This window comes from Actibacterium sp. 188UL27-1 (assembly GCF_016901225.1).
In the GTDB taxonomy this organism is placed as follows: domain Bacteria; phylum Pseudomonadota; class Alphaproteobacteria; order Rhodobacterales; family Rhodobacteraceae; genus 188UL27-1.
Genome location: NZ_JAFEUL010000013.1, coordinates 51801 through 70769, shown reverse-complemented (window position 1 = coordinate 70769; position 18969 = coordinate 51801). Strand labels below are relative to the sequence as shown.

The following is an 18969-nucleotide window of genomic DNA, read 5'->3' as shown; positions in this document are numbered from 1 at the left end:
TTGGAAGGCCGAGCCCTCCAAACCCGATCTCCGGTATAGTCTTGGCAGCTTTGAAAAAGGTCATGGTTCTGAAATCCCTAAAGAATATCTACAAGCACTGTTGGCTTAACATATCGCACTGTGAACACCATGAGGTTTCCCAAACAGACCATGTGCAGCTGAACCGTTTTCAATGAAAGAGCCCCGCACCGAAAGGGTGCAGGGCTCCATAACGTTAGTTAATTCAGCGGTCTGTCAGACTAGGCCAGTTCGTAAACCCCGTCTTCGACGTTGACCCAGCCCACGCGTTCACGCAGATGCCAGACTTCGCTATCAAGCGATTTCTCTTCCTCGATTTGCACACGCACACGACCACCTTTTTCATCGTAGCGCAGGCCAGCCGTATCGTTGCCATCGAATGTCTGCATCGCAGCGAGGAAAGCATCATCGGCATCTGCACCGGCAACACGGGTCCGAACGTGGTTCACGTCAAGAAAGCCGGTATCAAAAACGCTGCCATTGTCACCACTGTCGATGGCCATCCAATGCACATCTTCGTTGGCATGGGCCTGTCCGGCCTTCGACTCTTGGTTCTGCAACCGGAACTCGAAACTGTCGGAAAACACACCGCCTGCGCGGGCAACGACCGCCTTGTCGTCATTGTCGCTGGCAACCTGAGCCAGGACAATCGGCTTACCACCAAAGGCTTTGTCATCAAGCGATACCTGCTGCTGACGTTTGCCATCGGCAACAGTCTGGCCAAACTGAACGGTCGTTCCACCAACTTCATGAGTGCCTTCGCTACCTGCGATCCAGCTGATCTCAACCTCGATCTGCTTACCGTCAAGGTAATCCCACTCGTCGATCTGGTACTCAAACCCTTCCGACGTGACATTGCGCACTCGCGCGACCGCCGGCTGGTTGTTCTCGTCAGAGATTGGACCCATGACGACAACAGCATTTTGAATGGCTTCGTCGAAGCTCACCTTGTGCCACTGCGATGGACCTTTCTGCACGACATTCTCCGTGCCGACCTCCATACGAGCCTTATCAGTTGAATCTGATGGTTGCTTAATCACCAAATCTGAGATTTCGCCTTTGAAGTTGTATTTGAAATCATCCTTTCCAGTTTTGCTCCCACCACCGAACGAACCGACTTGCAGATATTCCTCGCTATCAGACCAGCTGAAGTCATAGTTTTTGTCAGAACCAATGACGTTTCCATCGACCTTTACCGCGATCCCACCTTCACCAAAACTGATGTCGAGGTCGTATTCCTGGCCAGCTTTGATATCTTTCAGCACGTATTTGCGCTGCTCATCACTATTCTGGAAGCGAACCAAAAGATCACCATCCTCGACCCAAGCCGACAAATGGTTCCCGTCGCCAGTCACGCCCAGGGCATCCTTCGAAATCAAGCCAGCCTTGGAAGACACCTGATCAGCGCTGAATGAAAAAGAGATCTCAGCGCTGGAAATTGAAAACTCGTTCGTGTGCTCGTAGTTCTTCACCTTCGATGAAGACCCATTGAAATCCAGCGTGCCGTCCAACTTCAATACCGCATCACCGTTTCCGGGTGTGGGCGGATCAACCGGATCAGGGTCAACAGGGTCCGGATCAACCGGATCAGGGTCAACAGGGTCCGGATCAACCGGATCAGGGTCAACAGGGTCCGGATCAACCGGATCAGGGTCGACCGGATCGGGGTCAATAGGGTCCGGATCGACGGGATCAGGATCAGGTGCATCCAATTGATTGCCAATCTTTCCAATCTCGCGAACATCGACAATCTTGAATTCGCCAACACCATTTTTGTCGAGACGGGCGGGCAATTTACCAAGATTCTTTGCGCCATCAGGCAGATCACCGGCAGACGAAACGAAGGCAAGCTCGATCGCCACTTCGATATATCCTACGGTGCCGGTTAGACGGTCGCTGACCGCGGCATCCACAAGCAAATAGTATTTACCGTTTTCCTCGTAGTACCCATTATTTGCGGCGTTCTCGCCCCACCATTTCTTCTGACTGGCGCCCTGATATCGGTTCTTTTCAGAACCCATCTTGATTTCCATCGTTCCCAGAGAATCGGTTTTCTCCAAAACGATCGAGAAACGATCATAGAACTTGGTCATGACCAAATCCGATTTCGCCACATTTACCTTGGCGTTAAGTTTGCCAACATCGATTCCTTTGTCCCAGTTCTTCGAGTCATCGTGGATCAGGTAGTTATCCTTGGTCGCACCATCGGCATACAGACGCTTCTTCGTGACCACATCATCATAGACGTTTCCAAGAATGACATGGGCGAATTGCTGGTCGCGTTCATGGCTTTCTTCCCAGATGCCATAATCGAAATTTTCGAAGTGGTTGTTCACCAGCTTCAATTCATGAAATTCACGAGCGACAACACCGGATGTGGACAGGTTACCCGCGGCCGTATTGACGTGACCGCCATTCTTACCGTCTTGCAAGCCAACGAAAACACTGTCTTTGACTAGATAGTCGCGTTGATAGAAGCCGACGACGCCGGACCCCACTTCCCAAGCGGTGAAGCCCTCGATGACTGTCGAAACGTCCGTTTCAGAACCACGTTTGTCGGCGCTGGTATTGAAACCAACATGGGCCACGAGCACTTCATTATTTGCAAATGCGCGGTTTGGGATCTTGGAGGGGCTCACATCATCCTGCCCAAAGAATGGATCATACCCGTAGATTTTCTCGTAATCCGATGCGAGCGGGTCGATGTGAGACGGCGAACCGCCCTTCTTTCCCATGGGCCAGAATGAGTAACCTGCGCCATTGGAACTGACGGCAACATTATCTGTCGTTTCAATCAAACGAGATTTGAAACCAAATCCAATGCCCTGATGGAAAGAATCGTCGTGATTTTGCTGACGCGCCGCCGGATGGTCAGTTGCATTTCCATGTTCAGAATTGAATGTGACATATTTCCCGGTCGTATTGATCGTTATGTTGTCTTTCCAAACGCCAATCTCATTACCCGCTTCGGCAATAATTGCACCACCATTCACGCCATAAACAGCGTTAGAAATAACATCCAGGTTAGCGTCGTGATGCACTAATCCCCAACCGGGACTTCCCCAAATGGCATTGCCTTCGGCATGGGCTGGCTTTTCGCCTGCCTCCCCACCAGTTCGATGAAAGTGCAGAGCATAACGGCCAGCGACATTATCTTCATCATGCAAAACCTTCGACTTGTCTGTCCGACCAAGTTCCAAGAACTCCGCGTTTTGCACATCCACATCTGGGTTGTGCATGAACATGACATGCCCACGTTCATCAATTGGAACGGTTTTGCCATCATCCATATAGTCAGAGGGTTTTATTTCGGTGCTGATTGTCACGTTGCGTGTGTAATTCGCAACTGGAATCTTGAATTCAACACCAGCGGAATTGTCAGGGGGCGTGTGATCGTATTTTAGCGTTTGATCTAGATTGACTTTGTAATCACCATTCCCAAGTTTGGAAATGGATTTGATCGTAACGACTTCGTCTTGAAATTCATTGGCGGATATCAACTTGGTTCCGGCGACAACCAACTTGTCACCCACCTGCCAGCCGTCCGGCCGCTCATCAAAGATCAGAAAATTGTCGCCTTTCTCAGGCGCATCAGATGCTTTTAGATGATCATCCTTGTCCTGACCGGCGATACGAACCACGCCGTGGGTCACAACGCCCTTGGACAGCTGAGTCGGATCCTCTGCGACGTTGATCGGACCATTGTCGCGGTGGATGATAATCTCCGCCGAAACGTTACTTTTGACGGGATTATCTTCGGTTCCGATGGTCAGAACCGATTTCGGACCTGTCATCAGAGTGTCGACCATCATCTTCGTGTCTTTGGCGACTGCAAAATGCAGCTCCCCATCGACGGCAACCTTGTCGAGGCGATTATTGCTAACGTCATCATAAACAACGGAAACACCCTTTGGGATGTAAACGCTTTGACCATCCTGGGGCACTTTCCCGGTCGACCAAGTGCCCGGATCAAACCAAGATCCACCATTGAGCGCGACGGCTACTTTGGGATCGCTGGCATCTGGGAACAGATCTAACAGCGAGGAGTGGTCCTTCATGAGACCGCTATCGCCATGGTGAGCGTCGTGAGCAGCGCCGTGCGTGTCGGACGTTTGTGACGCAATGGCGTGCTTCAAGGTGACAGAACCACCTCCAACAAGGTCTTGGACAGCGCCATTGTGACCGCCGTGCATATTGTGCTGCATATTGTGCTGCATGTCTTTCATGTGTGCTTCGCCTGACTTGAATTCGACATAGGAAACCTATGCGCCCCGTCCACTGACATGATCCCCTCATGGTCAGCATTCGGGCGTTAATCCCTGTTTAAGGGGTGGGTTTGATTTGTCGACCGGCTCAGTGTCTCCGTATCTTTCCCCGGTAAATCGCTGGTTAACAGTGCCCCGGAAACAAGACTATTGTGTGGAGTTTCGATGACCGAAACCGGCAGATATCCGCGTGGTATGAGTGGATTTTCTCCTTTCGACCTGTCGAACAAAGCGGTATTTGTATACAGTTAGACAGATTTGTCGGCCATTTATCACCGAATTGGAAAAATAGGCCCCGTAAACCGCTCATATCGGTCAACCATTTGTCAAAGTCTGTCCGCGAGTGGTGACACATTTTCGACATAGTTACCCCAATACTCCGATGTGGTTCGGATCGAGATTCCTTCTCTCCTTTCATTCTCATTTAATGGATTCTTGAATTGCTAATTCAAAGAGCCATTTTGCACCAATTTTCATCTTCTCATTAACGACCAATTTCATTGGCGCCACGATTGCGAAGAATCGAAGTATGACTTCACAGAATCGCTTCTGCGAAAAATCACGTAGAACGCGCATTGTTTGGACTGATGTACTGATACCGATGCGCCGAATACATAATCGGAGCCAGCGTTTTAGTTGCGATGACAAGCGCTGATTTGAGGTATTGTCATTGATTGCTAATCTGAGAAGCCCTATCCCTTGGTCAACTGGAGTTCAGCAGCAATTTTGAGCAACTTTTCGCCGATACCCGTTTGACCTATCTCAATCTCACGTCGCTTTACGGCGATCAGGGTCCGTCATACCAAATGAAAATGAGCCTCCGGGCCGTCAGAGCGATTCTTGCGCGATCCCGTCACAGTCAGGACAGAGAGTCGCCTTCACAGGCCGATATCGACCTCATATTGTCCGCGTGTAGTTAGGATTTTGATGATGCGTATTTTGGTTCTGGCGCCACAACCCTTTATGACTGATCGTGGCACACCGATCGCGGTTAAGCTACTGCTCGAAACACTGTCGGAGCGCGGCGATCAGATCGATACCATCGTGTTCGCGGAAGGTCGCGATGTCCAGATCGACAACTGCCGCATTATCCGGGTGCCCGCATTGCCTGGCCTTCGAAATGTTCCACCTGGATTCTCTGTAAAGAAACTGATCACCGACATGGTCATGTTTCCAATGGTGATCTGGCAACTGCTCCGCAACCGGTATGACCTTGTCCTGGCCGTGGAAGAGGCTGCCTACATGGCCATGGTTCTAAAACCCATCTTTCGGGTGCCGTATGTCTTTGATGTGGACAGCTCGATACCCGAACAACTTCGCGACAAATACGCCTTGCCCGGCTGGATCGACCGGACCCTCACCCGAACCGAAGGCATGGCAGCCCGCAGCGCATTCGCGTCGATCACCTGCTGTGCGGCATTGAAGGACACCGTACAAAAGCACGCGCCCGATCTGCCGATCCAGGTGTTGGAAGATGTCACCATGCTCTCCCATGATCAGGACCACGCCGCGCCTGCCGGTTGGAATTTTGATGATCCGATTATCATGTATGTGGGCAATCTCGAAAGCTATCAGGGCTTAGATCTGTTGTTGGGAGGGTTTTCTCAGATTGATTTCGACAAGACGCCCGCACAGCTTGTCGTGATCGGCGGCAGCGACGACCACATTGCCGAGTACGAGCAAAAGGCCCAAAAAGCCGGTTGCGCGGACCGCGTTTTTTTCCTTGGCCCCCGACCCGTGGGTGAATTGGGTCGATATCTCAGCCTGTCGACCATAACCGCCTCCCCCCGAACACAAGGTCGCAACACGCCGATGAAGATCTATTCATATCTTGATAGCGGCCGACCCTTGATCGCGACGCGGCTGCCGACGCATACTCAAGTGCTGGACGATGACATCAGTATGTTGGTCGAACCAAATGCAACAGATATGGCGCGTGGTTTGACAGCACTGCTGGAAGATGACGGTTTGCGCCAACGTATGGCACAGGCTGCGCAGGCGCGTGTCGCCGCCGAATTCAGCCCGGATGCCTACCGACGCAAACTCTTGGGATTTTTCGACACTGTTATCGAACCTGGCCTGGCCGTAAGACAAGGACAGAAAGCCTGACATGCAATCGATCGACCTAGAAACCGCCAAGACCGAAGGCTGGGATGTCATTCTGGCAGGATCCAGCTTTGCGGCCTGCTTCTTTGCATATTCCCTCAAAGGCCGCGGCTTGAGGGTCCTGTTTGTTGAACGTGGGCCGTTCGCCGACCATGGATCGCAATTGGATGGGAGGTTCGACCGAAGTTACCCGAAGGTTCCACAAGACAATTCCTCTGGTCAGCGGAAGGATTGGATCGTCCGCCACCAATTTGGTGGATGTTCTAACTGTTGGTGGGGCAACACACCCCGCTTGCATCAAAATGATTTCAGACTGCAAAGCCTTTATGGTGTCGCTCAGGATTGGCCGATTAGCTACGGCGTTCTGGAATCGTACATGACCCAGGCGGAATACCTGATGGATGTAACGGGAACAGATGGCTGGCCCGTTGGGCCACGCTCCCGGCCCTATCCATTTCCACCGCACAAACCCACCAGAGCAGAGCGGCTCATGACGGAGGCCAACCCCTCCTGGCAACCGATGCCAAGTGCCCGGTCCAACGGAGGGCGGCGGGCAAATTGCTGTGTGTCTGGAACCTGTGGTCTGTGTCCAATCGATGCGAAATTCACCATCCTAAATGCCCTTGATCTGTTCGAGGATCCTGATTTTTATTATCTGACGGATGCTGAATGTCGGACAGTGGAAACCTCATCCGGGCTGGCGACAGGCATCACAATCCGCACATCTGACGGCATCCAAGCTGAGCTGAAAGCGAATTTCGTGGGCCTCGCGACCAACCCGATCTACAACTCCGCGATCCTGCTGCGATCAGGCCTTGGCGGGGAGAAGGTCGGCCGGGGCATCCACGAGCAGGCGGGACAGTTCATCTGGCTCGATATCCCGTTCGATAACTACTATGGCGGGACTTCTCTAACCGGAATGGGGCACGGGCTTTATGATGGCGACTTCCGGCGCGAGGCTGCCTCTGTCCTGATCGAAAGCTGGAACGCGCCACCCTCTCTCCGCCTTGAGCGGGGTAAGTGGCTACAGCGGCTGAAACTCAAATTGGTCGCAGAAGACTTGCCTCAGCCGGAGAACCGCGTGGTTCTGGAAGATGACGAAGCCAAGATCATTTGGACAGGTCACAGCGACTATGCCTTTGCCGGACTGGCCCGGGGGCGGGAGTTATTCGGTTCTCTGCTTCCGTTCGAGCATGAACTTGAACGGTTCAGTGATTTCGAACCGACAGAGGCTCACCTGATCGGAGGAACACCCATGGGCGACAGCCCAGAAAACGGAGTGGTCGATAAGGGGTGCAAGGTATTTGGCGTGCCGAACTTGGCCTGTCTTGGCTCTGGATCATTCACCACCGGTGCCGCGGCGAACCCAACCCTTACCTTATCGGCCCTCTCACTCTATGCCGGAGAACAGCTATGAAACGACGCTGGTTCATAGGGGGCGGTGCTGCACTGGTTGGGCTAGCAATCACACCCATCGCCCTCGGCGGCACCGTCAGCTTTTTGCGACGAACGTTGAGCGATCATTTCGGGCCAAACATCTTGAACATAGATGGGATTGACGGGTTTGTTAAGGATTATGCCACGCTGGCCGGTCAGGGAAGCACTGTCAAAAAACTGGGGGCAGAGGTCTATTTCGCGTGGCGTGGCGACAAGGTCCACATGATCGGCCAAGCCGAAGATTTGCAGGAACGGTTCCTGAATACGATCCTGACCCGCAGCAATATCATCGCCATTCAGCAAGGACGCGAAACCGCATTTGACTATGGCGACCCGGATCCATGGTCGCCGATTTGCGGCATCTATCTGTCTGCCTTGGCCGAGGAAACCGCCTGAGCCACACGCTCGCCTGCGATCAATCGGTCAGCGGCGCGTATGGTGGATAGGTCTGGCACATCACTGCAATCCGCGCCCGAAACCGGACCATCTGAAAAGCGCCAACCGATCATGGACATGCCACTGGCCACCTGCCGGGTCGCTGTTCCGCCCAGATCGTTTACCGTTTCGTACAATATCGTGGCATTCCGGCTATAAGCCCAAGGCGCGTCTGACAGGATCACGCCTGCCGGATAGCACTGGATGACCCGTTCCATATCCGCCAACTCCCCGGCAATGGGGCGCCCTGTGCGTCCATCCACAGTGAAGGGGCGGACATCAGGACCAACGGTGAACAGCAGTTCAGAGAACCGTGGCTTGTTAAAGCCCATGTCATAATCACCCAACCATTCGATTGTGCGCATTTCCTCGGTCGTGACGATCACGGCACGTTCTTGTATCCAAGGTTGCAACACGTCTTGGGCTTCAGCCCATTGCCAACGGCGCTTGCCCAACAGCTGATTTTCATCTTTGCCTAGCGTCAGCCGGAGACTACGCTCAAACGCAGCATTTGCTGCAATGAGAAACAGGATCGAAATGGCCAGGACGCCGAATGCGGCAATCCGGGCCATGGCCGGCGATAGGATCGGCTCCAGTGCCTTGGGGGCAGTCTCCCGCATGTACGTCCAAATGGGGGGGATAACGGCGCTCAGTGCGATCCCCCAAAGCACGAAAAAGAACGGCATTGTGGGGTAAAGGTAACGAATATTCTTCAAACCACCGAAAGACTGCAGCAGAAAGGTCGTCGTGAACAGGATCAGACAGAAAGCGGCGGGCACGAAATTCGCGCGCAACGCGATGATGGCTGCTACGGGGAACAGCGGCCAAAGCGTCGGATAATTGTCACGAAAGTTCCGATGATAGAACATCGTATCGTTCAGAGCAGGCCACGGCTCCCAATTGTAGGTCTGCCACAACCGCAGGATAGTGTCGGTGAAGATGCCGCTGGCCAGGATCCCAGCAACAGCCACAACGCCTGAGGCCACAACCCACCAAAGGCGTGGTTCAGACCGCAGCCATCCCGGTGCCAGAACAATCGCGATCCACAGCAGTATCCCACCCACGCCAAGCATCGTCAGCATCTGCAAATGTGCAGCGAACAGGAACAGCACCGCCGCCCCGATTAAAGCTGCCGCCCTGAGCCAAACGGGTTTTTCGCCCACCAGCGCCGTGTACACAAGGATCGCGCCACCGCCAAAGACCAAGCCCTGCATGGCGTAAAAACGGATATACTGCGAAACCTCGATCCCGTTGGGCCAGAGGACCATCAAGAAGGCTGCAATGCCCGCAACGACCAAGCCCGCCACGTACCGGGCCCACACAAAGATCAGCGCGACGAACAGAGCCCCGGGGACGACTGATGGCAAAAACCGCGCCCCTGCCGTGGAACGGCCGCCTGACAGGTCCAGGCTAAGCGCAATGAACTGGGTGAAAAGCGCGGCGCGATCATAAATCCCATCCAAAACGGCGAATCCGCGCCCATCCTGAAACGACAAGGCAGGAACCAATTGATACAACTCGTCGTAAATCGGCGGATGATCAATCATGCCCATGCGACTGATCAAAGCCACAAGGAAAACGATCAGCGTCGCACCAATGGTGATAAAAGCACCGCCAATCCCGCGGTTGATGTCAGAACCCGCAGTCATGATCTAGCGCTCCGCCATCCGGTCAGCGCGCATGACGACCGGCGTGCCAATGGTGGAAGCGAGGCCAACGGCGCGGCAGACACCTTCCAAAGTCCCTGAAATTGCCGGTTGCTTCAGCTTTCGATGTACGACCATCGGCAGGACGAATTGTCCGATATGCCTTTGGGCCGGAAATCCATGTTGTTCAAGACAGATAGACACATCAGCACGGCGCATTGTGTCGAACCGCCGCGTGTCCCCTTCCATCCGTTTCTTGAGGCCGAACAAAAGCGGCTCCAGCATGTTAAAGCCGCCGGGGATCGGGAAATCAAAGATCACAGCCCGACGAGCCACGCGAGTCATCTCTGCCAGCAAAGCTGACCAATCACCGATATGCGCCATGATCCGGAATGAGGTGACAATATCAAAGCTAGTATCTGCGAAGGGAAGCGGCAAGATTGGTCCGACCGTCGTTTTTAGCAGGTCGCTGTCGATATCCTTGACCTGACCCAAAGCAGCGTCAGACGTGGCCAAGACCGTTACCGTATGGCCAGCTTGCGCCAACGGCCGCGCGACCTGACCATGGCCGCCCCCGACATCCAGAATGGTGACATCTCGATCATCGCCAATTAGTGCCATCAGCGCGTCGGTCTGTCTGGACAGAAGCCACTCCCCGGCCCGGCCTTGAAACCGCGCCGCATATCGATCGGTCGATGGGTCAAGATCCGGCTGGTCAGACCCGATATCTGCAATCTCTACCGCGGCATCTGTCATGCCGCACTCGGTGCTGCTTTTTTCAGGTAGCCCTGCTCGCGATACCAGTCGGCTGTTCGGACTAGCCCGTCAGACAAGGGCACTTGAGGCTGAAACCCGATCAATCGCTTTGCCTTATCGACCGAAAACGCCCTAGCTTTGGTAAAGAACGAAACGCGGCGGCGATGTAGCGGAGGATCGATCCCAAAAGGTTTGCATGCAAATTCACAAACGGTCGCTGCAGCCATCAGCGGGCCAACGGGCAACCGCATCGATGGGGGAGACACGCCAAGGGTCGCGGCAACTTCATTCACAAGGCCATTCAAGGTGGTGTAGCTGTCATCACCGATCAAAAACACCTCTCCGATCGCCGCGGGATGTTCCCCGGCTAGGATCAGACCCTGCACCATGTCATCGACATAAGTCATGTGGTAGGCAATTTCCCCAGAGCCGAACATGCGAAATGTTCCGTTCTCAATCGTGCGAAATAGCTTCAAGAATCGGTCATCGCCCGGGCCATAGATCCCGGTGGGCCGCACAACGGAAACCGGTGCGCCCTTGGACATTGCATCCTTGGCAATCTCTTCTCCCGCCAGCTTGGAGCGTTGATAAACATCGCCAGGGTTAAAGGCCGTCTGTTCAGTCGCTGGAATTTCAGCAACGTCACCATGTACCCCGCAGGTGGAACAATGCACCACACGTTCGACCCCGTGCTTTTTGACCGCTTCAAGAACATAGGAGACGGAGTTCCGATTGATCTGAAAGTAGTAACTGTCTGGGTGATTGGCACTGCGATAAACTGCGGCGATGTGAAAGAAATGGGTCTGGCCCTCTGCCGCGCGATCAATGGCATCCGCGTCACCAACATCGCCTTGAACCAGTTCGATGCCATCAGTAGCCAGAGCTTTCGCCGATGCCGATGTCCTATCCCGCACCAATGCACGAACCGCATAGCCGCGTTTTTTTAACGTGCGGGCCAAATGGCCACCGGTAAACCCGGTCGCACCCGTCACGACAGCGCGCCGTTGCTCGCCTTGCGTTTCACTCATCAACAATGACCTTTCACATCAATTTAGGCTGGCCACAGCAACCATCAGTCAAATGCCCCAAAAACTAAACTGCGCAGCCCGCGCTGTACGGAAAATACAGCGGAAGTCTTAACGGACCACATTTATTGTGACAACGGCTTCGTTCGAAACCTCGGCCCCGTCGCTGACCGTGTAGGAAAATGTGGTCGACCCGGCAAAATCCGAGGACGGCTTGAATGTCACTTCCGCGGTTTCACGGTTCAAGGTCACGGTTCCGCCTTCCCCTTGTTTGACAATGGTCACAGATGATCGATCCAGTTGGCCGGCATGGGCATAGTCATTCGCCAAAAGATCAAGCGTCAGGGTCTGATCTCCGATAATTTGGAATTCATCCTCGACCGCCACTGGTGCCGTGCGCGGAATGAAACGAACCGATGAATACGAGGCTTGGGCAATGACATCCGGGTCCGCGACACCTGTAAAATCGCTCGATCCTGTCCAGACACTCATGTAAATCTGCCCGGGTGCTGGTGGCAGGCCAATATCGCCACGTTCCACATGTCGAACCTGCAAATCATTCACATACCAAGTGATTGAGTTCGGCGCCCATTCAAAAGCATAGGTATGTTCCGCCTCTGCCGCATCGAAGCCAAGATCCACGAACATGCCATCGCTGCCATCGGGGGTATGATAGGTAAGCAAGACCTTGGTTGTGTCTTCTCCAACGAATTCAAAGTCGATCTCGCTTTTAGGATCGTCAAAGAACGGCCCTGTATAGACAAAAAACGAGGAGAGAGCGCCAGTTTCCCCAGACGGGGTCATGCGGACTTCGTACCGGCCATAGTGGAACTTGCGCCGCGTCTTGAACTCCGCTCCGGTAAAGCGTTTTCCCTCCGCATCTGTTCCGTTCATCTCCAGCGTGACTCGCCCCGGCTCAAAGGTCAGGTTATCCCGTGACCAAGCCGTATCGATCCAACCACCCGCATTGGCGAAGTCAGAGATATACCAGACCTCCGGATCCAACTCATCAAACTGCGTCTCGAACGGGACCTGCGTTTCCTCTTCAATCGCCCAAGCGGGTGAAATCAGCGACAGACCGGCCAGGGCCAGGCTTATGCAAAATTTCAAAGCATCAAACATTGGATCAAACACGCTTTCGTTACAGGTCTGGCGGGTATCGCCGGTACAAGACAGGTAGATCCAACCAACCCTTGCTTCAACGGCTGATCCGGTCAAAGCCTGTCACATTATGGTCTTTGCCAACCTGGGCACCATGCTTGACCGCGCAATGCACGCTAGCGCAGCAAATTTGCCAACCGCAACGTGCGTCGCGCCACATTGCGGGCGGTGGTGAACTTGACGCCAACCTGCGTGAATAGCCCCTTTGGTCCACCTGATAGGCTGTGATCGATCACCAGGTCAGACCCCGAAAGCTTGGTTGTTCCCGCCTCGGTCACCGGCAATAGCCCCGATGGAACGGCCTCGATATCATCACGGGTATAATTGATACCCGTGATGGATCCGTTGATGGCTGCCAGAAAGCGGTCAATCTGTTCGTCAGACACAGCCTGTGTATCTGCAGCGCAATCAAACGGAAAATACCATGTTCCGGCAAAGGTTTTCTTCCCGTGTGGGTACAAAAATAGCATGTCGCCATCGCCGACGGAGGGGAAAACAGACAAACCTACATCCGCTGGACAAGGCCGGTTCAACAGCAGATTGAAAGCCATAGCCCAGTTATCTGTCAGCCCGCGCTGCGGATTCAATACGGCATGCAATGCAGGCGCCCATGGACCAGCGGCGTTGACGACGACTGGTGCATGAAAGTGCATGATCGCCTGATCATCGCTGCGGGCCGATACTCCGGCAACCGAAGCGCCCTGTTTGATCAGGCTCACGACCTCGGCCTGTGTTTCGATTTGAATTCCCAGCTGCGTTGCATGGGCAACCATGGCTTGAAAAAGGCCATCTGGGTCAAGAACCACCAGTTCCTGCCACAGCGCTCCACCCTGCAGCCCATCTGTTGGCACACCGACGCAGGTCTGGTGCACACCGTCTGCCGAAAGAACCCGACCCGGTTGGATGAAGTTAGCCTCGGACACACCCTGGTTACGGTCCCAACTAGTGATCGCATCAGCCAGAAAGGCCATCCGAAAAACGGCCGGGCGCTTGAGCCCACGGCCGTATAGCGGCATAAGAAACGGCATCTTCGACACATGGTCGGGGAAGGTCTGCGCAAACCACCGACGCTCCGTCACGGATTCGCGAAAACGGCGCAAATCGGCAGTTTGCAGATAGCGCAGCCCGCCATGAAGGATGCCGTACCACCCCGCGCTCGTGGCCTTCCCGGGCTGACCCTTGTCTAGGATGATGACATTGTAACCGGCCTCCGCCGCGACCATTGCCACCATCAAGCCATGCACGCCGCATCCGATGACAATCAGATCAGCGGTTCGCTCAACCACTCCGCCGCCATTTCGTGAAGGACCAGATCAGCGCCACCAATAGAATCAAACTGCTCAAAGTGAAAAAGCTCGCTGGAAGCCAAAAATAGACCAGCAGAATGGCGAAAAGACCAATCAGCAACGGCATCAAAGCGCCAGAACGTCTCATGACACGCGCATTGTAGTAGCGGCGCAAAGTTGCACTTCGGTCCGGGACAAAAGCCAACCCTTCACGACGCAGGTGGCACCATCGGCAAAGTCCTGTCTGACCCGGGACGCCAAAGCTTTGCGACCGGCTGGAGTATCCATCTGTTTCGCAATACCCGCCAAAGCATAAGGATCGAAAACGTCTGATCCCGGATGGTCTTGTGACGCGGCAGCCGCGATGGCTTGGGCAGCATCCCCATTGGGCCAAACTGCCTGATCGGCCACTATCATGCTGGGCACGATCATAGCACTGACGGCTGCACCGGTCACCATCACGAGCTGCCGCTTGGTCAGTGATCGACCGTGTTCACGATCCGCAAGGTTTGTCATCAATCGGCCCCGCTCTGCATGGTTGCTTTCAGATGATCCGCCAAACGCAAGGATAAGGCGACAATGGTCAACGTCGGCGTCGCATATCCGTGGGTTGGAAAGACGGCGCTGCCCGCAACATAAAGGTTTGACATGCCATGGACCCGGCAATCTGCGTCGACAACGCCTTGTTTGGGGTCATTTGCCATACGAGCCGTCCCGGAATGATGCTTACCGTGGCCGAGCGTCGGCCATTGACCGGGATGGCTCAGGAGCCCGCTCCACATGCGCCCATATCCCAGCCGACCAAGCTCCTGCGCCAAAATCTCTGCCACCCGACGGTTCGCATCCAGATCACCATCATGCAACTGCCAGTCTAACGCCGCCTTGCGTTGACCAAAAACCGGGTCCAGGGCGTCATCCAACACAACCCGACTGTCGGGGTTGGGCCGGCTTTCCACAGTCATCCAGGGGTCGAGCCATGTCCGCCTGATCAGATCATCGCCTGCATCCGTGACCGTGCGATAGACCTCGTTCGTGACACCGTCCAGATCGGTCAGAATATTCTGAATGTGGGTGCCCAACGTACCGGGCTGCGGGCCACGGCGCAGTGACTGTGCCGATTGCTGGCCAGGCGAGCGGTCCGACTGCTTTACCAGAAAGAACAGGAAGTTAGGGAGGTTTTCCCGCCGTAACAGGGTTTCCGAAGCCGAGATCGCCCCACGGATATATCCCCCCGCATCGAACTGGGATTCTGTGTAAAGGTCAAAGTCTGCAACCTTGTCATCAACCAAAGCCGTTAAGCTGGGTCGGACCGCGATATGATCCATAAAGAAGCGGCCCACCACATCGTTGGTGTTGCCCAGACCCGCCGTAGCCGTATTGTTCGACAATAGTAAAAGCCGTGGGACCTCCATGCCACCGGTTGCCACGACAACCCGACGGGCCGACACGGTGAACGGTGTTCCTGACAAGCTGGCCATGCGAATACTGGTCACGCGGCTGGCGTCATCAGAGGTCAGCAACTCCAACGCATTGGCATTCAGATAACAGCCCACATCCGTTGCCGCTTCAAGATCGGCCTCATAGGTGAGCCCAAACAGCGTTGGCGGGCTTTCCGCGTAAAGGTGGGTCTTCAGCAGGTCGGGGTCGAAGGCCAGCGGTTTTGCCTCAAGGCGCGCCATCCGGTCGTCTGTATCATACGCATCATCTGTCGGTGTCTCGACCAGTTCCTGCGCGCGCAAGTAATAGGGCTCGACGTCCACCAAACCTATGGGCCAGCCTGAATATTCAATCCCGTCCCGAGCTTCAAAATCGATGGCTTCCAACCGCATGCAATTGCCAGCCCAGTGATTGGTCGACCCGCCCAACATCCGCAGCCGCGCTTCAGACATCGGCGTGAGATCTAGTCCACGGTTCTCGCCTTCATAAAGCGACTGAGCCCGATCATCACCATTCAATCCACCGCTTTCCATCAAAAGAACGCGCAGCCCGGTCCCCTCCAGAGCCAAGGCCGTTGTGATGCCAGCTGCACCGCCTCCGATAATGCAGATATCAGCCTCAAGCAGCGTGTCGGGCGACAAAGTATTGGCGTCAAATAGCATTCACAAAGTTCCGAGGGTGCGCGTTATTGATCGAGCCGTGGCTACCCCAGTCAACGCGATAATCCAAGTAAAACTGGCCCTTGGGATGGGACGCATGAGCCAAGAAATGGAAGAAATATCTGCACCGCTTTATTCAACGGCGCAGGTGATAGATGTTGAGCTTAGCTTAAGAAGAAGTCGGTGTTGTCGACATATTGGATGACGTTTGGATCGTCGGTTAGGCTGAATACGCCACCGCCAAGATCGGCGCCCTTCAGCGACTGCACGCCCGAGCCGGTCACCACAATCTCGCCCGTGGAACCAACCGTTAGGACAACCGAAGCACCCGGGCCATCGGTGACCTGGATCTGGCCGTCGAAGCTATCCACAAAGACAAACCAGTCTTCGGCAAAATCGAAGTCCAGAACGCTGTCAGCATCGTTGGCACCGTGGCCATTTGCAAAGTCCGTATTGAAAACGAACGCATCCGCTCCGGCACCACCCGTCAGCAAGTCGATCCCGCTGCCGCCTTCCAGCCGATCGATCCCATCACCGCCATTCAGCTGATCATTTCCACCTTCACCGCGCAAAACGTCATTGCCGCCATTGCCATCAAGGCTGTTGGCTTGACCATTCCCAACGATCAAATCGCCAGCGGAACCACCCGATACAGCTGTGCTCTGTCCAAGGGCATTGGCAGATCCATCCAACGTTCCGGCTATGAAACCAATCTCTGACTGCAGGAATGTCGACAGAGCATTCGCATAGGTCGCATAGCCTTCGCCCGTGTAATGCACATTATCCGTCGTCAGATCTGCACCCGTCACCGGGTTTTCAAAGAAGTGCAAATTGTCATGGGTCTGTTGAGCCGTTTCCACTGTCGCCCTGTATCCCGGCCGGTATGTGCCATTGCCGACGTCCCCAACAACGTTGACGCCGTTGACCCGGCTGAAGCCTTCCAACAGGAACTCCGCAAACTCGATCTCGACGGCGCCGCCTTCTGTTTTTGGTGCCAGGCTGGAAATCACCAGATGGGCATCGGGGTTCTGGTTGGCGGCAAAGAACTGATCAATCGCAAGATCAAGATGGGTGATGATCCCATTATAGCGATTGAAAAAGTTGTTCGAGGCAAAGCTGTAGTCATTTGTCCCGGCCATAAACAGCAGGATATCAGGCTCATGGGTGTTCACATTGGCCGTGATGTTGGTGATACTACTACGCCCATCGGTGATCTTGGCAAGTGAGACACCACCCTCTGCCGAATGGTCGGTATCGAGCATCCGGGATGGTCCGTTCTGCCGACCACCGACATAGTCAATCCAGACATTCTGTGATTGCAACTGCTCGAACAGGTCTTCACGCCACCCTTCCAAGGCAGGCACGTCCAAAGGCAGATTTGTGTCGCCAACGCCCAATGACAGGGAGTCGCCGATCACCAGCACCTTAGATGCTTCGGAGAATGTGCCTGCCTGGAGGTTGATCGACAATGCTGCCGTCTCACTACTGAAATCAGACCTTGGTGCTGTGTCGAGTGTGAGGGCGGGGCCTTGGGTTGTTGTGGTGGCACCGTTGGCGTCCGTGGCCAGGATCGTGCTGGTCAGCGCGCCGTCGCTCAGACCGCTCAGGTCGATCACGACATCGCCATCCGCCGTCACGCCACCCGTCGCCGTGCTCACACCGTCCGTGACAGAGATCACCCCCGTCGCATCGGCATCAAGACCCGCAACCGTGAAGGTCACAGCACCCTGTTCGTTGCTGTCAATGTCCATATCCGGCGCGCTCAGCACCAGATTGCCATCGTCATCTGCACCAGCCGGCACCAGCGTCAGCGCAGGACCCGCCGCCGTGGCCGTCGCACCATCGCCATCCGTCGCCACGACCTGGCTGGTCAGCGACCCCAGGTTCAGGCCGCTCAGATCCAGTTGCATTGCACCGTTGCTGGCCGCAGCCTGCACCGTGCTCACACCATCCGTGACCGACACGACACCCGTCGTATCCGCGTCCAGACCCGCCACCGTGAACGTGGCCGTCGCCGCATCGTTCAGGTCCAGCAGTAGCACCGGCGCGCTCAGCGACAGATTGCCGTCATCATCCGCCGCCGACGGCGCACCAAGACCCAGCGACACGCTGTCAAATTCAATCGTCGCGACCTCGTTCTTGCGGGTCCGCTGATTGATGTAACCGCCCAACGTTAAGGTATGGTTGCCAGCCGACAACGCACCAAGATCAAGCACCACATCGACAAAACCGGTATCCTCGCCGGAAGTGTCGTTATTCGCCGCATCCAACCGCGCCACGACCGTCTCGACCCCGTCGACCGAGACCAGAACCTCGCCAAATTCACCCACGTCAAACCCGGCGCTCATCTCCAACCGGTAGCGCAGCGTCAACTCGCCCGACTGGCCCGCAACCGTGTTGAACGTCGTGCTCCAGCCGCCGGAAATATCGCTGATCGTCGACTTCGTGTTGCCGCCGCCAAGCGTCACACGCAACACACCATCCGCCGCAAGGCCATCCGCAAAACCAGGCTCAGACGTCCCACGAAACGCATCGTCAAAATAAGAAAAACCTGCCGCGCCGTTGCTGAAATCCTCGTTCAGAGCAGTCGGCGGGGCCGGTGCTGTGTCGAGTGCGAGGGCGGGGCCTTGGGTTGTTGTGGTGGCACCGTTGGCGTCCGTGGCCAGGATCGTGCTGGTCAGCGCGCCGTCGCTCAGACCGCTCAGGTCGATCACGACATCGCCATCCGCCGTCACGCC

General features: G+C 55.1%; 12 protein-coding genes. 3 read left to right on the top strand and 9 right to left on the bottom strand.

The genetic code is table 11. From position 1 onward, the window contains the following. Positions 1–239 precede the first annotated feature (239 nt). Positions 240–4244, bottom strand: coding sequence for a G8 domain-containing protein (locus IU397_RS16065; RefSeq protein ID WP_204415701.1), 4005 nt, complete (start codon positions 4242–4244; stop codon positions 240–242). Between the two features lie 969 nt (positions 4245–5213). On the opposite strand from IU397_RS16065, the gene IU397_RS16060 reads away from it, so the two are divergent. The 3 genes from IU397_RS16060 to IU397_RS16050 are packed head-to-tail and all read left to right on the top strand — an operon-like array spanning position 5214 to position 8222. Next, positions 5214–6392, top strand: a complete 1179-nt coding sequence (locus IU397_RS16060) for a glycosyltransferase family 4 protein (RefSeq protein WP_204415699.1) — start codon at positions 5214–5216, stop codon at positions 6390–6392. A 1-nt stretch (position 6393) separates the two neighbouring features. Continuing rightward, on the top strand, positions 6394–7806 hold the full coding sequence (locus tag IU397_RS16055) for a GMC oxidoreductase (protein ID WP_204415697.1): 1413 nt from the start codon (positions 6394–6396) through the stop codon (positions 7804–7806). Continuing rightward, positions 7803–8222 (top strand): hypothetical protein, encoded by a 420-nt coding sequence (locus IU397_RS16050; protein WP_204415696.1) that lies wholly within the window; start codon positions 7803–7805, stop codon positions 8220–8222. Before IU397_RS16055 ends, IU397_RS16050 begins: the two co-directional genes overlap by 4 nt. On the opposite strand, the gene IU397_RS16045 is transcribed toward IU397_RS16050, so the two are convergent. The 8 genes from IU397_RS16045 to IU397_RS23725 form a co-directional block, all read right to left on the bottom strand. Next, positions 8189–9910: a hypothetical protein gene (locus IU397_RS16045; protein ID WP_204415694.1), complete on the bottom strand. Its 1722-nt coding sequence runs from the start codon at positions 9908–9910 to the stop codon at positions 8189–8191. The two genes, IU397_RS16050 and IU397_RS16045, sit on opposite strands and share 34 nt — an antisense overlap. A 3-nt stretch (positions 9911–9913) precedes the next feature. Further along, positions 9914–10663, bottom strand: a complete 750-nt coding sequence (locus IU397_RS16040; protein WP_204415692.1) for a class I SAM-dependent methyltransferase — start codon at positions 10661–10663, stop codon at positions 9914–9916. Continuing rightward, on the bottom strand, positions 10660–11691 hold the full coding sequence (locus tag IU397_RS16035; protein ID WP_204415690.1) for an NAD(P)-dependent oxidoreductase: 1032 nt from the start codon (positions 11689–11691) through the stop codon (positions 10660–10662). The genes IU397_RS16040 and IU397_RS16035 overlap by 4 nt, the downstream gene beginning before the upstream one ends. A 108-nt stretch (positions 11692–11799) precedes the next feature. Beyond that, positions 11800–12906: a family 16 glycosylhydrolase gene (locus IU397_RS16030; protein ID WP_204415688.1), complete on the bottom strand. Its 1107-nt coding sequence runs from the start codon at positions 12904–12906 to the stop codon at positions 11800–11802. 59 nt (positions 12907–12965) lie between these two features. Beyond that, a complete protein-coding gene (locus tag IU397_RS16025; RefSeq protein ID WP_204415687.1) occupies positions 12966–14135 on the bottom strand; it encodes an FAD-dependent oxidoreductase in 1170 nt (389 codons plus the stop codon). Between the two features lie 144 nt (positions 14136–14279). Further along, entirely contained in the window at positions 14280–14651 is a 372-nt protein-coding gene (locus IU397_RS16020) for a hypothetical protein (protein WP_204415685.1), read from the bottom strand. Further along, complete coding sequence (locus tag IU397_RS16015; protein ID WP_204415683.1) at positions 14651–16234, bottom strand: GMC oxidoreductase; 1584 nt, start codon at positions 16232–16234, stop codon at positions 14651–14653. Before IU397_RS16015 ends, IU397_RS16020 begins: the two co-directional genes overlap by 1 nt. A gap of 161 nt (positions 16235–16395) precedes the next feature. Continuing rightward, on the bottom strand, positions 16396–18969 hold a 2574-nt coding region (locus IU397_RS23725; RefSeq protein ID WP_370541705.1), incomplete at its 5' end, for an SGNH/GDSL hydrolase family protein.